The organism is Pseudomonas sp. LBUM1666, from assembly GCF_059695775.1.
In genome coordinates, this window is sequence record NZ_CP166789.1 from 2,807,733 (window position 1) to 2,827,070 (window position 19,338).

At 61.1% G+C, this 19,338-nt stretch carries 17 protein-coding genes; 10 read left to right on the plus strand and 7 right to left on the minus strand.

Annotated features, from left to right (window positions below; translation table 11 throughout):
- Positions 1 to 74: 74 nt before the first annotated feature.
- A complete protein-coding gene (locus tag ACA056_RS12870; protein ID WP_497273241.1) occupies positions 75 to 938 on the minus strand; it encodes an MBL fold metallo-hydrolase in 864 nt (287 codons plus the stop codon).
- 160 nt (positions 939 to 1,098) lie between these two features.
- Here ACA056_RS12870 and ACA056_RS12875 point away from each other — a divergent pair, with 160 nt between their 5' ends.
- The 4 genes from ACA056_RS12875 (at position 1,099) to nahK (ending at position 7,286) form a co-directional block, all read left to right on the plus strand.
- Entirely contained in the window at positions 1,099 to 1,905 is an 807-nt protein-coding gene (locus ACA056_RS12875) for a sulfite exporter TauE/SafE family protein (protein ID WP_497273243.1), read from the plus strand.
- Positions 1,906 to 2,115: 210 nt separating this feature from the next.
- Positions 2,116 to 3,300: a porin gene (locus tag ACA056_RS12880; protein WP_497273245.1), complete on the plus strand. Its 1,185-nt coding sequence runs from the start codon at positions 2,116 to 2,118 to the stop codon at positions 3,298 to 3,300.
- A 256-nt stretch (positions 3,301 to 3,556) separates the two neighbouring features.
- Positions 3,557 to 4,723, plus strand: coding sequence for a nitric oxide-sensing protein NosP (nosP, locus tag ACA056_RS12885; protein WP_497273247.1), 1,167 nt, complete (start codon positions 3,557 to 3,559; stop codon positions 4,721 to 4,723).
- Entirely contained in the window at positions 4,692 to 7,286 is a 2,595-nt protein-coding gene (gene nahK, locus ACA056_RS12890; RefSeq protein WP_497273533.1) for a hybrid sensor histidine kinase/response regulator NahK/ErcS', read from the plus strand. The genes nosP and nahK overlap by 32 nt, the downstream gene beginning before the upstream one ends.
- A gap of 134 nt (positions 7,287 to 7,420) precedes the next feature.
- Here nahK and ACA056_RS12895 read toward each other — a convergent pair whose 3' ends face one another.
- From ACA056_RS12895 to ACA056_RS12920, 6 genes are all read right to left on the minus strand, one after another.
- On the minus strand, positions 7,421 to 8,083 hold the full coding sequence (locus ACA056_RS12895; protein ID WP_008149733.1) for a response regulator transcription factor: 663 nt from the start codon (positions 8,081 to 8,083) through the stop codon (positions 7,421 to 7,423).
- A gap of 56 nt (positions 8,084 to 8,139) precedes the next feature.
- On the minus strand, positions 8,140 to 8,697 hold the full coding sequence (locus tag ACA056_RS12900) for a PQQ-dependent catabolism-associated CXXCW motif protein (RefSeq protein WP_497273249.1): 558 nt from the start codon (positions 8,695 to 8,697) through the stop codon (positions 8,140 to 8,142).
- Positions 8,698 to 8,860: 163 nt separating this feature from the next.
- The gene (locus ACA056_RS12905; protein ID WP_134421672.1) at positions 8,861 to 9,652 is read right to left on the minus strand and encodes an ABC transporter permease; all 792 of its coding nucleotides are present in this window, start codon (positions 9,650 to 9,652) and stop codon (positions 8,861 to 8,863) included.
- On the minus strand, positions 9,649 to 10,380 hold the full coding sequence (locus ACA056_RS12910; protein ID WP_497273251.1) for an ABC transporter ATP-binding protein: 732 nt from the start codon (positions 10,378 to 10,380) through the stop codon (positions 9,649 to 9,651). The genes ACA056_RS12905 and ACA056_RS12910 overlap by 4 nt, the downstream gene beginning before the upstream one ends.
- A complete protein-coding gene (locus tag ACA056_RS12915; protein WP_497273253.1) occupies positions 10,377 to 11,336 on the minus strand; it encodes a YVTN family beta-propeller repeat protein in 960 nt (319 codons plus the stop codon). The genes ACA056_RS12910 and ACA056_RS12915 overlap by 4 nt, the downstream gene beginning before the upstream one ends.
- Positions 11,337 to 11,366: 30 nt before the next feature.
- Entirely contained in the window at positions 11,367 to 12,551 is a 1,185-nt protein-coding gene (locus tag ACA056_RS12920; RefSeq protein WP_497273255.1) for an ABC transporter substrate-binding protein, read from the minus strand.
- 158 nt (positions 12,552 to 12,709) lie between these two features.
- On the opposite strand from ACA056_RS12920, the gene ACA056_RS12925 reads away from it, so the two are divergent.
- The 6 genes from ACA056_RS12925 (at position 12,710) to ACA056_RS12950 (ending at position 19,128) form a co-directional block, all read left to right on the plus strand.
- The gene (locus tag ACA056_RS12925; protein ID WP_256365221.1) at positions 12,710 to 12,832 is read left to right on the plus strand and encodes a hypothetical protein; all 123 of its coding nucleotides are present in this window, start codon (positions 12,710 to 12,712) and stop codon (positions 12,830 to 12,832) included.
- A gap of 1,170 nt (positions 12,833 to 14,002) precedes the next feature.
- The gene (gene pedF / locus ACA056_RS12930; protein WP_497273257.1) at positions 14,003 to 14,464 is read left to right on the plus strand and encodes a cytochrome c-550 PedF; all 462 of its coding nucleotides are present in this window, start codon (positions 14,003 to 14,005) and stop codon (positions 14,462 to 14,464) included.
- 3 nt (positions 14,465 to 14,467) lie between these two features.
- Positions 14,468 to 15,343, plus strand: a complete 876-nt coding sequence (locus tag ACA056_RS12935) for a substrate-binding periplasmic protein (protein ID WP_497273258.1) — start codon at positions 14,468 to 14,470, stop codon at positions 15,341 to 15,343.
- Positions 15,343 to 16,104, plus strand: a complete 762-nt coding sequence (locus ACA056_RS12940; RefSeq protein ID WP_497273259.1) for a quinoprotein dehydrogenase-associated SoxYZ-like carrier — start codon at positions 15,343 to 15,345, stop codon at positions 16,102 to 16,104. Before ACA056_RS12935 ends, ACA056_RS12940 begins: the two co-directional genes overlap by 1 nt.
- Before the next feature lie 16 nt (positions 16,105 to 16,120).
- A complete protein-coding gene (locus ACA056_RS12945) occupies positions 16,121 to 17,059 on the plus strand; it encodes a quinoprotein relay system zinc metallohydrolase 1 (RefSeq protein WP_497273260.1) in 939 nt (312 codons plus the stop codon).
- Between the two features lie 272 nt (positions 17,060 to 17,331).
- Positions 17,332 to 19,128 (plus strand): PQQ-dependent methanol/ethanol family dehydrogenase, encoded by a 1,797-nt coding sequence (locus tag ACA056_RS12950; RefSeq protein ID WP_497273261.1) that lies wholly within the window; start codon positions 17,332 to 17,334, stop codon positions 19,126 to 19,128.
- The last annotated feature ends 210 nt before the right edge of the window (positions 19,129 to 19,338 follow it).

Below are 19,338 nucleotides of genomic sequence, written 5' to 3' on the forward strand. Positions count from 1 at the left end.
GGTTTGGACCATCCGCAAGATCACGGTCGCACCCGGTCAATGTAGGAGCTGCCGCAGGCTGCGATCTTTTGATCTTAAAGTTTGTTTAGCGGGATTTTCAGATAGGTCACGCCATTGCCCTCGGCCGGCGGCAAGTTCCCCGCCCGCACATTCACTTGAATCGCCGGCAGCAACAACGTCGGCATGCCCAACCCCGCATCGCGCTGGGTGCGCATGGCGACGAACGCGGCTTCGTCGATACCGTCATGAATGTGAATGTTGCTTTTGCGCTGCTCGCCCACCGTGCTCATGCACTGAGGTTCGCGGCCCTCGGGCGGGTAGTCGTGGCAGACATACAGTCGAACGCCGGCAGGGAAAGCCAGCAGTTTGCAAATCGAGGTGAACATCTGGTTGGCGTTGCCGCCGGGGAAATCGCAGCGCGCGGTGCCCACGTCCGGCATGAACAGCGTATCGCCCACCAGAATCACATCGCTGTCGATCAGATAGGCCATGTCCGCTGGCGTGTGGCCGGGAACATGCAGGGCCGTGGCCTTGAGGTTGCCGATCCGGAACGATTCGTCCGGCGCGAACAGATGATCGAACTGCGAACCATCGATACAGAATTCCGGCTCAAGGTTGAACAGGGTCTTGAACACGCCCTGAACCTTGCTGATCGACTGACCAATCGCAATCTTCCCGCCCAGTTCCCGACGCAGATACGGTGCGGCGGACAGGTGATCGGCATGGGCGTGGGTTTCCAGCAGCCATTGCACCTGCAGCTGATGTTGGCGAACGAAGGCGATGATCTTGTCGGCCTGGGTGGTGGCGGTTCGCCCGGCGGCGGGGTCGTAGTCGAGCACCGGGTCGACGATTGCGCATTGGCCGCCATCGTTTTCATAGATCACGTAGCTGAAGGTCGACGAGGCAGGGTCTAAAAAAGCTTCAATCAAGGCGGGCATGGTGGCCGTTTCTTTCTGGACAAGCCATGAGGGTAGTTTCATTTTCCCTACGCTGACCAGCCCGCATTAATTCAATTAATGAAAAAAGCTGCACGGGCTCTATCCTGTCAGTCATCGATACCGGGCGCTCCCGGCTTTTTTCGCAGATCACGAGTGTTTTATGTTGCTGGCGAGTTTCTTTGGCGTGGTGATGGGGTTGGTACTCGGTTTGACCGGAGCCGGTGGCGGCATTCTTGCGGTGCCGGCGCTGGTTTTGGGGTTGGGCTTGACCATGACGCAAGCCGCGCCGGTCGCACTGTTCGCGGTGGGCAGTGCGGCGGCTGTCGGCGCCATTGACGGGTTGCGCCATGGCCTGGTGCGCTACCGCGCAGCGTTGCTGATCGCCCTGCTGGGGGCGATTTTTTCGCCGATCGGCATCTACTTCGCCCATCAGTTGCCGGAAAAAATCCTGATGGTTCTGTTCAGCCTGCTGATGGTCATGGTGGCCTGGCGGATGTTGCGTCGTGAGCGCCAGGACGAAGGTCCAAGCGACCACGGGCACGCCAACTGGGGCCAGAAGAACTGCATGCTCGATCAGCAGACCGGGCGCTTTTCCTGGACCGCCAAGTGCACCGCGACCCTCGCGGCACTGGGCGCGGTAACCGGTGTGGTCTCCGGGCTGCTCGGGGTGGGCGGCGGCTTCCTGATCGTCCCGGCGTTCAAGCAACTGACCGATGTGCAGATGCGCGGAATCGTCGCCACTTCCTTGATGGTCATCAGCCTGATTTCCGCCATCGGCGTGATCGGCGCGTTTCAGGCCGGGGTGCGAATCGACGGTCTGGGTGTGGCATTTATTGCCTCGAGCGTCGTCGGCATGATCATTGGCCGAAGACTTTGCGCGCGAGTACCGGCCCGGGGGTTGCAGATCGGCTTCGCCAGCATCTGTGTCGTGGTCGCCGCTTACATGCTGTTTAGAGCGGGTGGCTAGCGAGTATCGGTTCCTGTGAATGCCAGTCCGTTCCACAGGCGTACACCTTAAGTTCCGGGCCTCGCCGACGGACGGTCTTACACCGAACCTGTCGCGTATGGCCTGCCACTCCAAAGCACTTCAAAACCGCCTCCAAGGCAGCGTATGACGCCGCCGGTCAGCTTTCGATAATCGCCTCCGACATCCAGTCCCCCCGCTGCGGAGCGCGTCATGCACAACAATAAGAACTTCAAGCATCGTTTCTTGCCTGCCTTCATCGCCAGCCTGTCGACCCTCGGATTGAGCTCGATGGCCGAGGCCGAGATCATGCTGTACGACAAGGACCAGACCACGTTTTCCACCGACGGCTACATCAACGCCTTCTATGTGAACAGCGATGTGGACCGTGCCGGCGACCAATTCGACCGGAAACAGGCACGGGTCAAAATGGGTTTTCTGCCCAACTACCTGGGCTTCAACATGAGCAAGCAGATCGATGACCTCAAGCTCGGCGCCCGGTCCTCCTTCTGGGTGACCATCAACGACAGTGAAACCAACGGCACCGATACCGCCATCGACGTGCGGCAGTTCTACGGCACCGTGGCCAACCCGGAGTGGGGCGAAGTGCTGATCGGCAAAGACTTCGGTCTGTTCGCCCGTTCCAACATCCTGCTGGATGAAATGCTCGCCGGTTACGGCCAGGTCAGCGATACCCTGGGGCTGGTGGACGGTGGCGGGGTGTCGTTCGGCAACATCGGCACGGGTTATCCGTACCCGTTCCCGACGTCGCAGATCACCTACCGCACGCCGGTGATGGAGGGATTGCGGGTGGCCGTGGGAATCATGGACCCGGTGGACACCAACGACAGCAGCCCGACAGGTAAGGCTTACCAGGAGAACCCGCGTACCGAGAGCGAGATCACCTATCAGTTCGACCTCGCCGGGGCGAAGATCTACAGCTGGGTCAACGGCAGCTACCAGACCTCGGACAATACCGATTCCACCGTCGAGTCCGTCACCTCCAAAGGCGTCGGCTACGGCGTGCAGGCGAAAATGGGCGGCTTGTCCCTCACCGGCTCCGGTTTCCAGGCCAAGGGTATCAACCCGTTCTTCACCAACAACGCCGGGGAACCGACCCTGCGCAACGTCGACAGTGACGGTTACCTGCTGCAGGGCTCCTACAAACTCGGCAAGAACCGACTGGCCTTGTCTTACGGCAAGACCAACGACGACGGCAATGGCGTGGTCGGCAGCGGCGCGGACTACGAAACGCGCGGCGTTGCGCTGTTCCATGACGTCAACGACAACCTCAAGCTGGTGGCCGAGTACAACCAGTTCGCAATCAATGGCCACGACACCAGCGACCAGAACGAAGACACCGACACCTTTGCGGTGGGGGCGGTGCTGACCTGGTAACCGCTGACATAAATCCCTGTGGCGAGGGGACTTGTCCCCGTTGGGTCGCGAAGCGGCCCCGATGTTGGTCGCGCATCGACTGGCTCGGGGCCTGCTGCGCAGTCCAACGGGGACAAGTCCCCTCGCCACAAGGGTTCGAACGTCACTGTTGTACTCATCCCATCGAAGCGGCTACCCGCTACCCAAGTAGCATACGTCGCAGCTCACAGGCTTCGTACACTCGTACCTCATACATGCGCACCTGCGGGAGGCGACAATGCAGCAGGTCCAGAGTGATGAAGGTGTGGTCAGTGCAATGTCCCAGGCCACCGATGCCCAACAGGTGGCCCAGGAGCTGGCGCGACAACTGTTGCATCCGCACTTGGGTTTCGTGCTGTTCTTCTGTTCCGCCGAGTACGACTTGCAGGCGCTGGGCCAGGCCTTGCAACAAAGCTTTGGCGGCATTCGCCTGGTGGGTTGCACCAGCGCCGGGGAAATCACGCCCCTTGGCTACGGCCGCAACTGCGTGACCGCGGTGGGTTTCGACCACCGTCATTTTTCCATCGACGCCGAACTGATCTCCGAGATGGAGCGCTTCAGCCTGATCGACGCCCAGCAAATGGTCGAGCGACTGGTCGGTGGCTGTCGCAGCAACACCCTCGCGCCGATCAAGGGCAACAGCTTTGCGCTGACCCTGCTCGATGGGTTGTCCAGTCGAGAAGAAATGGTTCTCGCGGCCCTGAGTGCGGCATTGGGCGACATCCCGCATTTCGGTGGTTCGGCCGGCGACGACAATTACCTGACCCACACCCACGTCTATTTTAATGGCGAGTTCCACAGCGGCGCGGCGGTGGTGGTGCTGGTCAATACCTGGCTGGATTTCGAAGTTTTCACTACCCATCACATTCTGCCCCGAGCAGAAAAACTGGTGGTCACCGGGGCCGACAGCGCCTCGCGCCGGGTCTTTGAACTCAATGCCGAGCCCGCCGCCGAGGAGTACGCCCGGCACATCGGTGTGCCGGTGGCCGAGCTCGATCACCGGATATTCGCCGCGCACCCGTTGGCCGTGCGGATCAACGATCAGTATTACGTACGGGCGATCCAGCAGGTTCATCCGGACCTGAGCCTGAGTTTCTACTGCGCGGTGGAAAACGGCATCGTCCTCACGGTCATGACGCCCGGCCCGATGCTGCCGAATCTGCAAACCCTGTTCGAAGGATTGCAGGAGCGCCTCGGCGACCTGTTGCTGACCATCGGCTGCGACTGCTTTCTCAGGCGTCTGGAACTGGAAGACGGCGGCAGTCTCGAGCAGATTGGAACGTTTTTGCGTGACCAACGGGTGATGGGTTTCAACACCTACGGAGAACAGTTCAATGGCATGCATATCAACCAGACCTTCACCGGGGTTGCCATTGCCCGAGGCCGGTCCCCTGGAAACCGCTGATCTTCAGGCGCAGATCGCCAGCCTGCAGCGCGACAATCACAAACTGCAGCGCATCAATGGCGCGTTGATCGAGCGCATCGAATCCGGGATCACCCGCGGTAACGACCCGTACGCGGCGTTCCAGCATTCGGTGGTGCTGGCCGAACAGGTGCGTGAGCGCACCGACGCCTTGAACCAGGCCATGGCTGAACTCAAGTCGGGCAATCACTTGCTCAGCGAGGCACGCCTGCGGGCGGAAACCGCGCATCAGCATTTGATCGATGCGATCGAGAGCATTTCCGATGCGTTTGTGCTGTTCGATGCGGACCAGCGGATCGTGCTGTTCAACAGCCGTTTCAAGGCGTTCTGGGGCAATAGCCGGGTGCGGATCAACGCCGGCATGCGCCTGGCCGAGGTCAAGCGGCTGATGTCCGCCACCGGGCTGTTCACTGAAGAGCCGCGCGGGCATGCCGACGAAAACCTGCTCTATCGCCTGCAGGACGGCCGCTGGTTGCAAGTCAGCGAACGGCCGACTCAGGAAGGCGGGCGGGTGATCCTGTTCACTGACATTACCGACGTCAAACTCAGCGAAACCGTGCGCCGCGAGCAGGCGGTGGCGCAGAAATCCCATTTATTGCAACGGGCGGTCGACAACCTGTCCCAAGGCGTGGCCATGGTCAACGCCGAGGGCATTCTGGAGTTGTGGAACCGACGTTTCCTCGAACTCAGCGGCCTGGCCCCAGTGGCGGCCCATCGCCCGTTTGCCGAAGTGATCGCCGACAGCGAGTTGAACCTGCTGACCCCGGCCAGTCGCGATGCAAACGGGCGGCCTGTGCAGGAACGCGAGCAACGTCTTTACGATGGCCGGGTGCTGGAAATCCGCACCCATCCGTTGCCCACCGGCGGTTTCGTCAACACCTTCACCGACATCACCGAACGCTACCAACACGCCGAAGCGCTGAGCGAAAGCGAGCGCTGGATTCGCCTGATCACCGACCATGTGCCGGCGCTGATTGCCTACCTTAATGCCGACCTGGTCTACGAGTTCACCAACAAGGTGTATGAAGAATGGTACTGCTGGCCTCGGGGCGTGATGCTTGGGCAGAGCCTGCGCGAAGTCCACAGCGAACAGCATTACCAGCGCCTGGAAGCCTACGTGGCCCGGGCCCTGGCCGGTGAGAGCGTGACGTTCGAGTTCGCCGAAACCAACATCAACAATCAGGAGCGCTACATGCTGCGCTCCTACGTACCCAATCGCCTGGCCACCGGGGAAGTGGTGGGGATATTCGTGCTGATCCGCGACATCACCGAACGCCGCCGCACCGCTGAAGCGCTGCACCAGGCCTATCAGAATCTAGAGTTGCGGGTGCGCGAACGCACCGCGGAACTGACCACGCTCAATGACCAGTTGCTGCGCGAGATCGACGAGCGTCGGCGAGCGGAATCTCGCCTGCGTGAAGCCAAACTCCAAGCCGAACAGGCCAACCTGTCGAAGACCAAGTTTCTCGCTGCCGTCAGTCATGACCTGCTGCAACCGCTCAACGCCGCGCGGCTGTTTACCAGCGCGTTGCTCGAACGGCGGGAGCCGGTGGCCAATGCCATTTTGGTGCGCAATGTCAGCAATTCACTGGAAGACGTGGAGAACCTGCTGGGTACGCTGGTGGACATTTCCAAACTGGATGCCGGGGTGATCAAGGCCGACATTGCGCCGTTCGCCCTGAGCGAATTGTTGGAGAACCTTGCGGCCGAGTACACCCAGGTGGCCCGCAGCGAAGGCCTGGAGCTGCATTTCATCCCCTGTTCGGCACTGGTGCGCAGCGACATTCAGTTGCTGGCGCGGATTCTTCGAAATCTGCTGAGCAACGCCATTCGCTACACCTACAGCGGTCGTGTGGTGCTCGGTTGCCGGCGTCATCACCAGCGCCTGTCGATCGAGGTCTGGGACAGCGGCATGGGCATCGCCGAAAACCGTCTGGAAGAGATTTTTCAGGAATTCAAACGTGGTGACGTGCAGCGTCCGGATCAGGATCGCGGGTTAGGTCTGGGCCTGGCGATCGTCGAAAAAATCGCCGGGATTCTCGGTCACCGCATTCACGTGCGTTCGTGGCCGGGCAAGGGCTCGATGTTCTCGGTCGAAGTGCCGCTCAGCGCCACGGCACCCAAGGCGCTGCCAAGCCTGTTGGTGAGTGAGCCGATGCTTGAACGTCTGCGTGGGGCGCGGGTGTGGGTGCTGGATAACGACGCGGCTATTTGCGCCGGGATGCGCACGTTGCTCGAAGGGTGGGGGTGTCTGGTGGTCACGGCGCTGTCCGAGCAGGACCTGGCGCGGCAAGTGGACAACTATCACGAAGAAGCAGATTTGCTGATCGCCGACTATCACCTGAATGACGATCAGAACGGCGTCGATGCCGTGGCCCGGATCAACGCCCGTCGCGGCTCGGCGATTCCGGCGATGATGATCACCGCCAACTACAGCAACGAACTCAAGCAGCAGATTCGTGAGCTGGGCCACACCCTGATGCACAAACCGGTGCGGCCGATGAAGCTCAAGACGGCGATGAGTCACTTGCTCGGTAGGCCTTGAGTCTTCTGGTGTGATCACTGGCCCCATCGCGAGCAAGCTCGCTCCCACATTAGATCTGTGACGTACACAAACTCTGTGTTCACTGAAGATCAAAATGTGGGAGCGAGCTTGCTCGCGATGAAGGCGACTCGGTCTCAACGCCGTAAGTAAGACCCGAAATCAATATCCCCGGCACTCAAAATCGCCTGCACCCGGTTATGCACATTGAGTTTGCGCAGGATGGCCGAGACGTGGGCCTTGACCGTGGTTTCGGCGATTTCCAGGGTGTAGGCGATCTGTTTATTCGACTCGCCCTTTGTCATGCGTTCGAGCACCAGCAACTGCTTGCGGGTCAAGGCCTGGAGCAATTCAGGTGGGAAGCTCGGGGCATCGTTCATGCGCCTTGTACCGCATTTTTGCGTGCGGATGATGTCCGGCGGCAAGTAGACATTGCCGTTGAGGATCTGCTGGATGGCCTCGGTCATTTGCACCCGTGGCGAGGATTTGGTGATGAAACCCACCGCACCATAAGTGATGGCTTGCAACACGACTTGTTTGTCCTGTTCGGCCGAGACGATCACCACCGGAATGGTCGGCGCCTCGTTGCGCAGGTTGATCAGGCCATTGAGGCCGTGCATGCCGGGCATGTTCAGGTCGAGCAGGATCAGGTCCAGGTCGTCGTGTTCCTGCGTCAGCACCAGGGCGCTGTCCAGGTCGGCGGTTTCCATCACCTCGCTGCCCGGAAAACCATCGCTGATGACGTTATGAATAGCTTCGCGAAACAGCGGGTGATCGTCGGCAATCAGAATTTTGTACACAGCCTTTCACCTCATTATTTTGATTAGGGTGTGGCAACAACACGCACGCGTAACGGTTAGGGAAAGGGCTCGGGCTGAGCCGGCGTTACGGGCAGGTTGGCTGCCTGCCAGGCGTCCAGGCCGTCGCGATACCAATACAGAGTCTTATAGCCTATGGCGGCGGCGCGCTTCACGGCGTTCCAGCTCAGCCAGCAATCGGAGCGGCAGTAGAAGACCAGCGGTTGCGCGAGATCGCCTGCGGTCAATGTGTTCAGCTTACGCGCAAAATAGTCCTGCCAGTCGGGCGTCAGGTCACCGTCGCCGGTATTGGCCAGCCAATGGCTGCCGGGGAGGTTTTCGTGGGGCTGGTCCTCGATGAACCGTCCTTGCAGCCATTGGCGGCGGTAGACGTCGATCAGCACCGGACGCGGTGTCTGGGTCAGCAGGATTTGCAGGGCCGCGGTATCGATGATGCCGGCGCCCTGGACTTGATTCGGGGTCGGGCTGCGGTACAGACCGATGCGATAGCCGTCAGCGGAGAACAGCGGTGTTTCGGCCTGCGCGACACCCAGCAACAGGCTCAGCGATAGCGCAGCGAGAGAAGGGCGCAACAGACGACGTCGGGCACGCGGCATGGGGTTCAATCCTTATAGTTATGAACCTATTACATGCCAGTCTCGGTGCGATTGAAATGCGACGATAGACAGGGGAACCGGTACTAAAGTAGTAATTTTTGCATGTTTGATGGAGATCAACTGTGGGAGCGAGCCTGCTCGCTCCCACAGGGGGATTGTGTTGTTAGTTGGTTTTGCGCAGGGCGGCGTGTTGCGGGTTGAAGGTGAATACGGCGAGCAGCGCGAATACCAGCGTCAGCCCCACGCACACCGCCAGCGCCAACGGATTGAAGCGTTCATACAAGGCAAACCGCACCAGTTCCACCGCATGGGTGAAAGGGTTCAATGCGCACAACCAGTACAACCACTCGCTGGACTCGCGCATCTTCCACAGTGGATACAGCGCCGACGACAGGAAAAACAGCGGGAAGATCACGAAGTTCATCACCCCGGCAAAGTTCTCCAGCTGACGGATCGCGTTCGACAGTAACAGACCCAACGCGCTGAGCATCAACGCTACCAGCAGCAACGCCGGCAAGGCGATCAACAAGCCCATGGCCGGTGGCTGGACGCCGTACACCCAGGCAATCGCCAGAAAGGCGTATACCTGCAACAGCGAGATCAACGAGGTGGCCAACAGTTTGCTGCACAGCAGGAAAGTGCGGGGCAGGGGGCTGGTCAGCAGTACGCGCATGCTGCCCATTTCCCGGTCGTAGACCATCGACAGCGAACCTTGCATGCCGTTGAACAGCAGGATCATGCAGGCCAACCCGGGGATGATGTACACCTCATACGGAATGTAGGTGTCGTAGGGCTCGATGATCGCGATCCCGAGTGCCGCGCGAAAACCGGCAGCGAACACCAGCAGCCACAACAACGGCCGCACCAGCGCACTGAGAAACCGCGTGCGCTGCAACACAAAACGCAGCCATTCACGCAGCACGATGCCACTGAAACATTGCCAGTAGGCGTTCATTGGGCGGCTCCTGAGGTCGTCAGTCGAGTGAAGGCCGAACCCAGGTCACCACCGTGCTCCAGGCTCAGGGCGTCGGCTTGTCCGCTGGCGACCAGCCGGCCCTGATGCAGGATCAACAAGTCGTCGCTGGGCTGCACTTCATCCAGCAAATGGGTGGTCCAGAGCACGCTGATGCCTTGCTCGCGGCACAAACTGCGGATGTGCTGATTGAGCGCCAGCCGACTGGCCGGGTCGAGGCCGACGCTGGCCTCGTCGAGCAGCAGCAGGCGCGGCTCATGCAGCAAGGCGCGGGCGATTTCCACCCGGCGACGGTGGCCGCCATTGAGTTCGCGGACCCGCTCGCGACGGCGTTCAGTCAAGGCTTGGCGGGCCAATTCGGCGTCGACCCGCAGGCCAGTCTGACGCCGGGACATCCCATGCAGCGCGGCGTGATAACGCAGGTTTTGCTCGACGCTGAGGTCCAGGTCCAACGTGCTTTGCTGAAACACCACACCCAATTGCTTGAGCGCCGGACGCGCCGCGTTGCGCAACGAACAGCCGCCAACGCGGATGTCACCGCGCTGCAAATCGTAGAGTCGAGTAAGCAGGGCAATCAGCGTCGATTTGCCCGCGCCATTCGGCCCCAGCAACGCCGCGAAACGGCCAGGCGCCAGGCTGAAACTCACCTGGCGCAACGCCTCTTTCGCCCCATAAGCGAAACTCAGCTCGCTGACTTCCAGTGCGTTCATGGGGTCACCACCACGCCCCACGGATAACGCCCGACCTTGATCGACTTGGTCACCTTGAGGCTGTCGACATCGATCACCGACACATCGCCGCTGACGCCGTTGGTGGCCAGCAATTGTTTTTGGTCCGGGGTAAACGACATCTGCCAGACCCGCCGGCCGACCAGCAGGTAATCAAGAATTTCGAAGGTCTTGGCGTCGATCACCGCCACATGATTGGCCGGGCCGAGGGCGACGAAACCGTACTTGCCGTCAGCACTGAGTTTGATGCCCACCGGTTGAACCTTATCCGGGTGCACGCCCTTGATCTGGAAGGTCAGGGTCTTGAGGCTCTGGCGGGTGGCGACGTCGAGAATGGTCACCGTGCCGCCGATTTCCGCCGAAGCCCAGAGCTTCGAGCCATCGGGTGTGAACTCGACGAAGCGCGGCCGCTGATCCACCAGGGTGCTGTCGGCCAGGGTCTGAGTGCTGGTGTCGATCCAGTGCAGCATGTTGGTGGTTTCGCTGGTGTTCACCGCCCACTTGCCATCGGGGCTGACGGCCATGCCTTCGGGTTCGACGCCAACGCTGATTTGGCTCAGCACCTTGGAGGTTTCGGTGTCGATCACCGTCACCAGCGCATCGTCTTCGTTGGAAACGTATAGCCAGCGATTATTCGGGTGCAGGGCGAATTGTTCAGGATCCTTGCCCGAGGGCAGTTCCTTGATGATCTTGCGCGTGGCCACGTCCATCACCTGGACCCGGTCCGAATCACTGGCGCAGATGTACAGGAGCTTGTTGTCGTGGGACAGCAATAAACCGCGCGGGCGCTGGCCGACGGCCAGGGTGTCGGTGACTTGCAAGGTCTGCAGGTCGATCAGGCTCAGGCTGTTGTCCTTTTCGTTGGAGACCCAGGCGGTGCTGGCAGCGGCGTGCCCGGCGGCGAGCAGCAGGGCGCAGGAAAGCAGGGTGCGGCGCATGGCAGATTCCTTGTTGTTTTAATTATCGGGTCAGGGAAAACGGCAGGTGACTTCGGCCTTGTCGTATCCGAGGCTGTCCATTTCGTTGAAGGGGTGCAGGAAGCCATCTTGCGGCGACGTGCTGACCAGAGCCCGGGGCTGCACGATGGGAATGGGTTGGCGCAACTGGCCGTTCCACGGCCGATAGCTGAGCTTGCGACCCTTGAAACCGTCCAGCGGCAATTGATCGCTGATCTCAAGCGTACGGATCGCCATCGGATCGACCTGACGCAGTTTGCTCACCGCACCGGCGATGCTGCGCACGGCGATCCAGGCCGCGAAATCGCGGTCATTCATCCAGCGCCCGGTCAGGGCTTCGAAGCGTTTCTGCAACTGGGCGGCGCCGTAGGTTTCCACGGTTTTATGCCAGCCCACCGGGGTCAGCCCCTGGGTGCCGGCGACCGGCCGTGGGTACCAGGTCTGGTAGGGCACGTATTCGCCGAAATCGCCGCGTTCATCCGCCACCAGCACCACGTCGTATTCGGCGGTCTGGGTGAACAGCGGCATGTCGGCCTGGGCGCTGCGGCGCTGATCGTTGTCGAAACTCCAGGCTTTTTCCGCGACCAGTTTCAGGCCGAAGCGTTTGGCAGCGCGGCGCAGGGCGGCCGCATAGGCTTGATCGTCCGGGGTCGGGCCGACGATTAGCAGCGCCCGTTGCCATTTGCGCACCACCAGAAATTGCGCCAGCGCATCGGCGAGCATCGCCCGACTCGGCAGGCTGTGCAGCACGTTCGGCAGGCAGTCGGTGGTGCGCAGGCTGTCGTCGGGGCTGCCGGCGTTGAACAGCAAGCTGTCGGGCAGCACGGCGCTGAGTTGGCGCAGGCTGGCGGCCGGTGCGTTGACGACAAACAGGCGCAGACCTTGTTCATGTTGAGCCTTGGCCGCTTCGACCAAGGCATCGGGATTGTCGACGTTGGCGCTGACCAGGTTGTAGCTCTGGTTCAGGAAACGCCCGGTGCTGTTGCTGTCAGTAATCGCCAGTTCGGCTCCACGCAGCCCGGCATCGACCGGCTCGGGAATGACGTTCGACAGCAACGGGCCCGGGTCGGGGCGATAGCCCAGGTAGCCGATCTGCACCTGCAACGGCGCGTCCGCGGCCTGGCTCTGGGTCGCCAACCCGGCGGCGCAGGCAATCGCCAACAGATAGATCAGGGCGTAAGGGGCAAGCTGGCGCATAAGGCACTCCGTTACAGGTAGCGCCAGCATAGGAACGCTGTGAGGCAGAAGGAAATATGCAGAAAGTACCAGTGAGCCAGTACCAAGGTAGTAACTCGCCCGGGGTGGCGCGGTTTTAGCATGGACAACAACGGCCATCACACGGGAGGAGATTGATCATGCGTATTCTCAAAGCGCTGCTCCTGCCGTTGCTGCTGATCCTGACCCTGATCGGCGTCGACAAGCTCCACGGCCCGCGTCCCGCGCCGTTGCTGGTCTTGCCTGCGCCTGCGGGGCGCTAGGCGTGCCATCCGCCACTCCAATCACCTGACCTTGCTCAAGAGCAAATTGCAGGTCACGTCTACGTTTGATGATCGTTCCCTGAATATTCGCATGGTGCTGCCGTGCACCGCTGAGGTTCGCCTGCTTCAGGCTTCGGCCTGCACAGGGTGGTGCGCCCGGCGTGTTGGTGGATACGGAAAAAATCCCGCTGTTGCCGTAATGCTGTTCACTTAAGCTTGGTGTTTCCAGGCACACACATGCGTAGCGGGGGGGTGGATCAAGAGCGAGGCGGCCGACCTGTGTTTTGTTGATCGTGTGCATATCCGTTTCTGCGGTCACGGCGGCCTAGGGTTCCGCCCTTACGGCGGGTCACTTGGAAAAGCCCCAAGTAACCAAGGGCTCTTGCCCCTTTCGTTCGGTGCCTCGCCTAGGCTCGGCATGCCCTCGCTCCGGTCCTGCTCCGTGGGCCCGCCGCCATCGGCCATCCATGGCCGGGGGCGGCTAACCCGGCATCCATGCCGGGTTGCCCACTGCGCAGAACCTCCACTCGGCCTCTCGAGGGGGCGGTGCATCAAGATCAAAAGCTGCAGGCGAGCTAACGCTCGGCCTGTTGAGTGGTGAGGGGCGTGCGTACACCGCCTCCCCCTGTAGGAGCTGTCGAGTGAAACGAGGCTGCGATCTTTTGCTCTTGCTGTGGCTGTGGCTGTGGCTGTGGCTTTTGATCTTGATCTGTTGCCCCTTTCCCAGAGGCCGAACGCAGGCATTGCGCAGGGGGCACCGCGGCAAGGATGCCGCGGTAGCCGCCCCCGGCCATGGATGGCCGATGGCGGCGGGCCCCCGGAGCAATGCCTTCGTTACGGCATGCCGAGCCTAGGCGAGGCACCGAATGGAGGGGCAAAGCCTTTTGCTAACTTTTCGGCGTTTGGAAAAGTGAGTCGCTGTAAGAGCGAAACCGTAATCAGCCATCACCGCAGAAACGGATATGTACCCCGACCTTAAGTGAACAGCATTACGCTGTTGCCGGGAATACTTCCCGTGCGGCACCTGATTCAGGTGTGCGCCACAAGCCCTACTACCAAGGAACTAGACGGCGGCCACCAAAGCAGTATGGGGCTTGCGCGAAGCCCTTCCTAAGATGGGTGCCATAGCCTCTGCCAAGAGGTTTTGCGTGCAATCAAGAGGGCATAACAATGACAACAAAACGCAACGCCTTACTCGTTGCCGGACTGCTGGCCGGCTTTATCAGCGCAGGTTCCGTCTGGGCCCACGGCAACGTGGTCCCCCAGGCTGTCGCCACCCCGGGCCTGACCCCGATCAAGGACGCTGGCGTACCGGTCGATGCCGATGGTTGGGCTTCAGTTAACCCTTATCGCGCCACCCCGGAACACGATAAGGCCGTGGAAATCGGCTCTTCGGCGTACAACCAGAACTGTGCGGCCTGCCATGGCCTGGAGGCCAAATCCGGCGGCATCGCCCCTGATTTGCGCATGCTCGATGTCGCCGAGGCGGGTGATGAATGGTTCGTCGAACGCGTGCGCAACGGCGCCGTGCGTGACGGCCGGGTCTACATGCCGAAGATGGCCGACTACCTGAGCCAGGAAGCTTTGTGGGCGGTACGCACCTATCTGGACAGCGTTCACGTCGAGGAGTAACCCATGCGCCTGCTCGCTGTGTTGATCAGCGCTGTGTTGCTGTGCTGCCAGGCAGTGCAGGCGCAGGTCCGTACCTATGACGAAATGATCGCCGCCGGGGAGCTGAAAGTGGCGGTTTACAAGGATTTCGCCCCCTACAGTTTTGAACACGACGGCCAGGCCCGTGGCGTTGATGTCGAACTCGCCGAAGCGTTGGCCAAGGCCCTCGGCGTACGCCTGGCGTTGATTTGGGCGCCGGCCGGCGAGAAGCTTGATGACGACCTGCGCGATTACATCTGGCGTGCCAGTCAGTTGCACGACCTGCAACTGGCCGACCTGATGATGCGCGTGCCGTACGACCGCGACTACGCGCAGAAACGCAATGAACTGGGCGAACTGGAAAACGGCCATGTGGTGATGTTCGGGCCGTACCAGAACGAACAATGGCAGGTCGCCTATGACCGCCGCCGGCTGGACAAGGTGGGCAGCGTCGCTGTGTTCGAGCACCACCCGATCGGCGTCGAAGTCGACAGCGTGCCGTCGTTCTACCTGACCTCGGTGTTCAGCGGCATGCTCGCCGGCAAAACCCACCACTATCCCGGAGTGCCTCAAGCGTTCGCTGCCATGAAGGCCGGTGAAGTCGACGCCGTCATGGCGATGCGTGGCGAGATCGACTGGCAAGTGCATGAAGCGGCGGACCCGCAAGTGGCGCTGGCGGAAAACGCCTACCCGAACATGGGCAAGCAGCTGTGGGAGATCGGCATGGCGGTGCACGAAAGCAACCGTCAACTGGCCTATGCCGTGGAAGAAGCGCTGGAAGCCTTGATCCGCGAGGGCTCGGTCAAAACCATATATGGCCATTACGGCCTGCGCTATGACGTGCCCGAGATGTATCAATAGTGAACTGGCGAGTGGGTTGTCTATTGGCCTGTTGGTTACCCATCGCCGCGCACGCCGTGGACATCGACCCGGGCAAAGACCCGGTGCCCTCGGTGATGTGGGCCTTCTATCACAAGCAGATGCTCGGCGATGCGCCGTTCGTGTTCGACGAGCGGGTCAAGCTGCTGGCGCCGCCGTTCGCCGAAGACGCCCGGCAAGTACCGCTGGAAATCGACGCGCGAGCGTTCAAGGGCGAAGTGGTCAAAATCCTCGCCTGGGCCGAACTCAACCCCTTGCCGAAAATCGTCGATTTCCAGCCGCTCGATCGCGTACTGCCCTGGCTGTCGATCCGCATCCGTATCGAGCAAGCCACGCCATTGCGCGCGGCAGTGCTGACCCGCGATGGGGTCTGGCATGTCGGCTCGACGCTGATCGACGCGGCCGGCGGTGGTTGCACGGCGCCAAGTGTGGTGCGCACTCAGCCGGGCTGGGAAGAGCACATCGGCGAGGTGCTGGGCGGTCGTTATCCCCGTGGCGAATTCAGCCGCGTGCGCTTGCAGGTGGCGCACCCGATGGACAACGGCATGGTCAGCGGCATCCCGGAATTCTTCATCAACCATGCCGAACTGCGAGATCAGAACGATCATCTGCTGGCACGTCTGGAGCTGTTTCCCGCCGTCAGTGAAAACCCCAACCTGGCCTTCGATATCGAAGGGGCAGGGCAGACGCGCCTGATGCTGCGCGACAACAGCGGCAATCAATTCGATGCGGCCATACCCTGACCCAAAGGAGCGCGTCATGCGCTGGATGCTGCTGTTGTTTATGAGCCTGAGCCTGCCGGCCCAGGCCGAACTCGACTACTCACTCAAGCCCCGACAGATCGCCGAAGACACCTGGCTGCTGGAAGGCAGTACCGACAATTTCGCCAAGGCGAACGGCGGCAACATCGTCAACACCGCGTTCATCGTCACCGAACGCGGCGTGGTGGTGATCGACACCGGGCCGTCGAAACGCTACGGCGAAGCGATGCGCAAGGCGATTGCCGCGATCACCGACAAACCGGTGATCGAGGTGCTGCTGACCCATCATCATCCTGATCATGTGCTCGGCAACCAGGCCTTCACTGACGTGCCGATCGGCGCGTTGGCTGGCACCACCGAGCTGTTGCATCAGCAGGGCGATGCCATGGCCGAGAACATGTACCGACTGGTGGGCGACTGGATGCGCGGCACCGAGGTGGTGTTGCCGACCCGGACGCTGACGCCCGGCGTGCGAAGTTTTGGGGATCACGATCTGCGTCTGCTGGCCCTGGGTGGGCACACGGGCGCGGATCTGGCTATTCTCGACCAGAAAACAGGCGTGTTGTTTGCCGGGGATCTGGTGTTTTACCAACGGGCGCTGACCACGCCCAACAGTCCGGGGCTGTCGGTGTGGCTGGCGGACATCGCCACGCTTCAAGGCTTGCCGTGGAGGCTGATCGTCCCCGGCCATGGCCCGGTGGCCAGCGATCAACAGCCCTTCGAGCAAATGCGCGACTACCTGACCTGGCTCGATCAGCTGATGCGCGATGGCGCCGCCAATGGCAGCGACATGGCCGAGATGATCCGCAGCCCCATCCCCGAACGGTTTGCCGGGATCACTCTGAGCCGCTACGAGCTGATCCGCAGCGTCAGCCATCTGTATCCGCGTTACGAGCGCGGGCAGATGACGCGGGTGGATTCTGGCGCGACTAAGTGAATTAACCGATCCCCTGTGGGAGCGAGCCTGCTCGCGATGGCGGTGGGTCAGTTGACAATAATGTCGCCTGACACGACGCCTTCGCGAGCAGGCTCGCTCCCACAGGGGGCAGTGTTGATCATGAAATTCGGTGTTCATCTCCTCCGACCCGGTACTAAGGAACTAGCAATCTCAGCACTGCGGGCAATTGTTCAAAGGGCGGCGGCGCCCAAGAATCTGCACCAGACCGGGAGAATTTCCCGGGTATAACAAAAACCGCAGAGGTAGCCGTCATGACCCAACCCGCACGTCGCCAACCCTTCGTCTTGAGCGTGCTGCTCAGTGCCATGCTGTTGTCTGGCTCGGCATTGGCCGGCGTCACCGATCAAGACATTCTCCAGGACCCCAAGAACCCGGAGCAGATCGTCACCAACGGTCTGGGCGTCCAGGGTCAACGCTACAGCCCGCTGGACACGCTCAACGTCAACAACGTGAAGGATTTGCGGCCGGTCTGGGCGTTCTCCTTCGGCGGTGAAAAACAACGCGGTCAGCAAGCACAGCCGATGATCAAGGACGGCGTGATGTACATGACCGGTTCTTACTCGCGGGTGTTCGCGGTGGATGCGCGCACCGGCAAGAAGCTCTGGCAATACGATGCGCGCCTGCCCGATGACATCCGTCCTTGCTGCGACGTGATCAACCGCGGCGTGGCGCTGTACGGCGATTTGGTGATCTTCGGCACCCTCGACGCCAAGCTTGTGGCCTTGAACAAGGACACCGGCAAAGTCGTCTGGAGCAAGAAAGTCGCTGACCACAAGGAAGGTTATTCCATCAGTGCCGCGCCGTTGGTGATCAACGGCAAACTGATCACCGGTGTCGCCGGCGGCGAGTTCGGGGTGGTTGGCAAAATCGAAGCCTACGACCCGAAAAACGGTAACTTGTTGTGGACCCGTCCCACCGTTGAAGGCCACATGGGTTACACCTACAAGGACGGCAAAGCGGTGGAGAATGGCATCTCCGGCGGTGAAGCCGGCAAGACCTGGCCTGGTGATCTCTGGAAAACCGGCGGCGCCGCCCCTTGGCTAGGCGGTTACTACGACCCGGAAACCAATCTGCTGCTGTTTGGCACCGGCAACCCGGCGCCGTGGAACTCACACCTGCGTCCTGGCGACAACCTCTACTCCTCGTCGCGTCTGGCGCTCAATCCGGACGACGGCACCATCAAATGGCACTTCCAGAGCACGCCTCACGACGGCTGGGACTATGACGGCGTAAACGAGCTGGTCTCGTTCAACTACACCGAAGGCGGCAAAGAGATCAAAGCCGCCGCGACCGCTGACCGTAACGGCTTCTTCTACGTGCTGGACCGCACCAACGGCAAATTCATTCGCGGCTTCCCGTTCGTGGACAAAATCACCTGGGCCACCGGCCTGGATAAAGAGGGCCGGCCGATCTACAACGAAGCCAGTCGCCCAGGCGCGCCAGGCGCGACAGGCACGCCCGGCGCCGAAGCCAAAGGCAGTTCGGTATTCGTAGCCCCGGCGTTCCTCGGCGCGAAAAACTGGATGCCGATGGCCTACAACAGGGACACCGGACTGTTCTATGTGCCGTCCAACGAATGGGGCATGGACATCTGGAACGAAGGCATCGCCTACAAGAAAGGCGCGGCGTTCCTCGGTGCCGGTTTCACCATCAAACCGTTGAATGAAGACTACATCGGCGTGCTGCGCGCCATCGACCCGAAAACCGGCAAGGAAGTCTGGCGCCACAAGAACTTCGCGCCGTTGTGGGGCGGAGTGCTGACCACCAAGGGCAACCTGGTGTTCACCGGTACGCCGGAAGGTTTCCTGCAGGCGTTCAATGCCAAGACCGGCGAAAAAGTCTGGGAATTCCAGACCGGCTCCGGCGTACTCGGCTCGCCTGTGACCTGGGAAATGGACGGCGAACAGTACGTTTCGGTTCTCTCCGGTTGGGGCGGCGCCGTACCGCTGTGGGGCGGCGAAGTGGCCAAGCGCATCAAGGACTTCAACCAGGGCGGCATGCTCTGGACCTTCAAGCTGCCGAAAGACCTGGTGGTGGCGAAGCATTAATACCAAGTCCACCGCATAACCCTGTGGGAGTGAGCCTGCTCGCGATAGCGGTCTGACAGTTAATATCATTGTTGAATGTACTGGCCCCATCGCGAGCAGGCTCGCTCCCACAGGGTGATTTGCCACAAGTAGATGTGCGCAAATCTACTACCAAATAACGAGAGTCCTCCTGCCAACGGCGCATACGTCTGACGCGCAGGGCTCTCTACT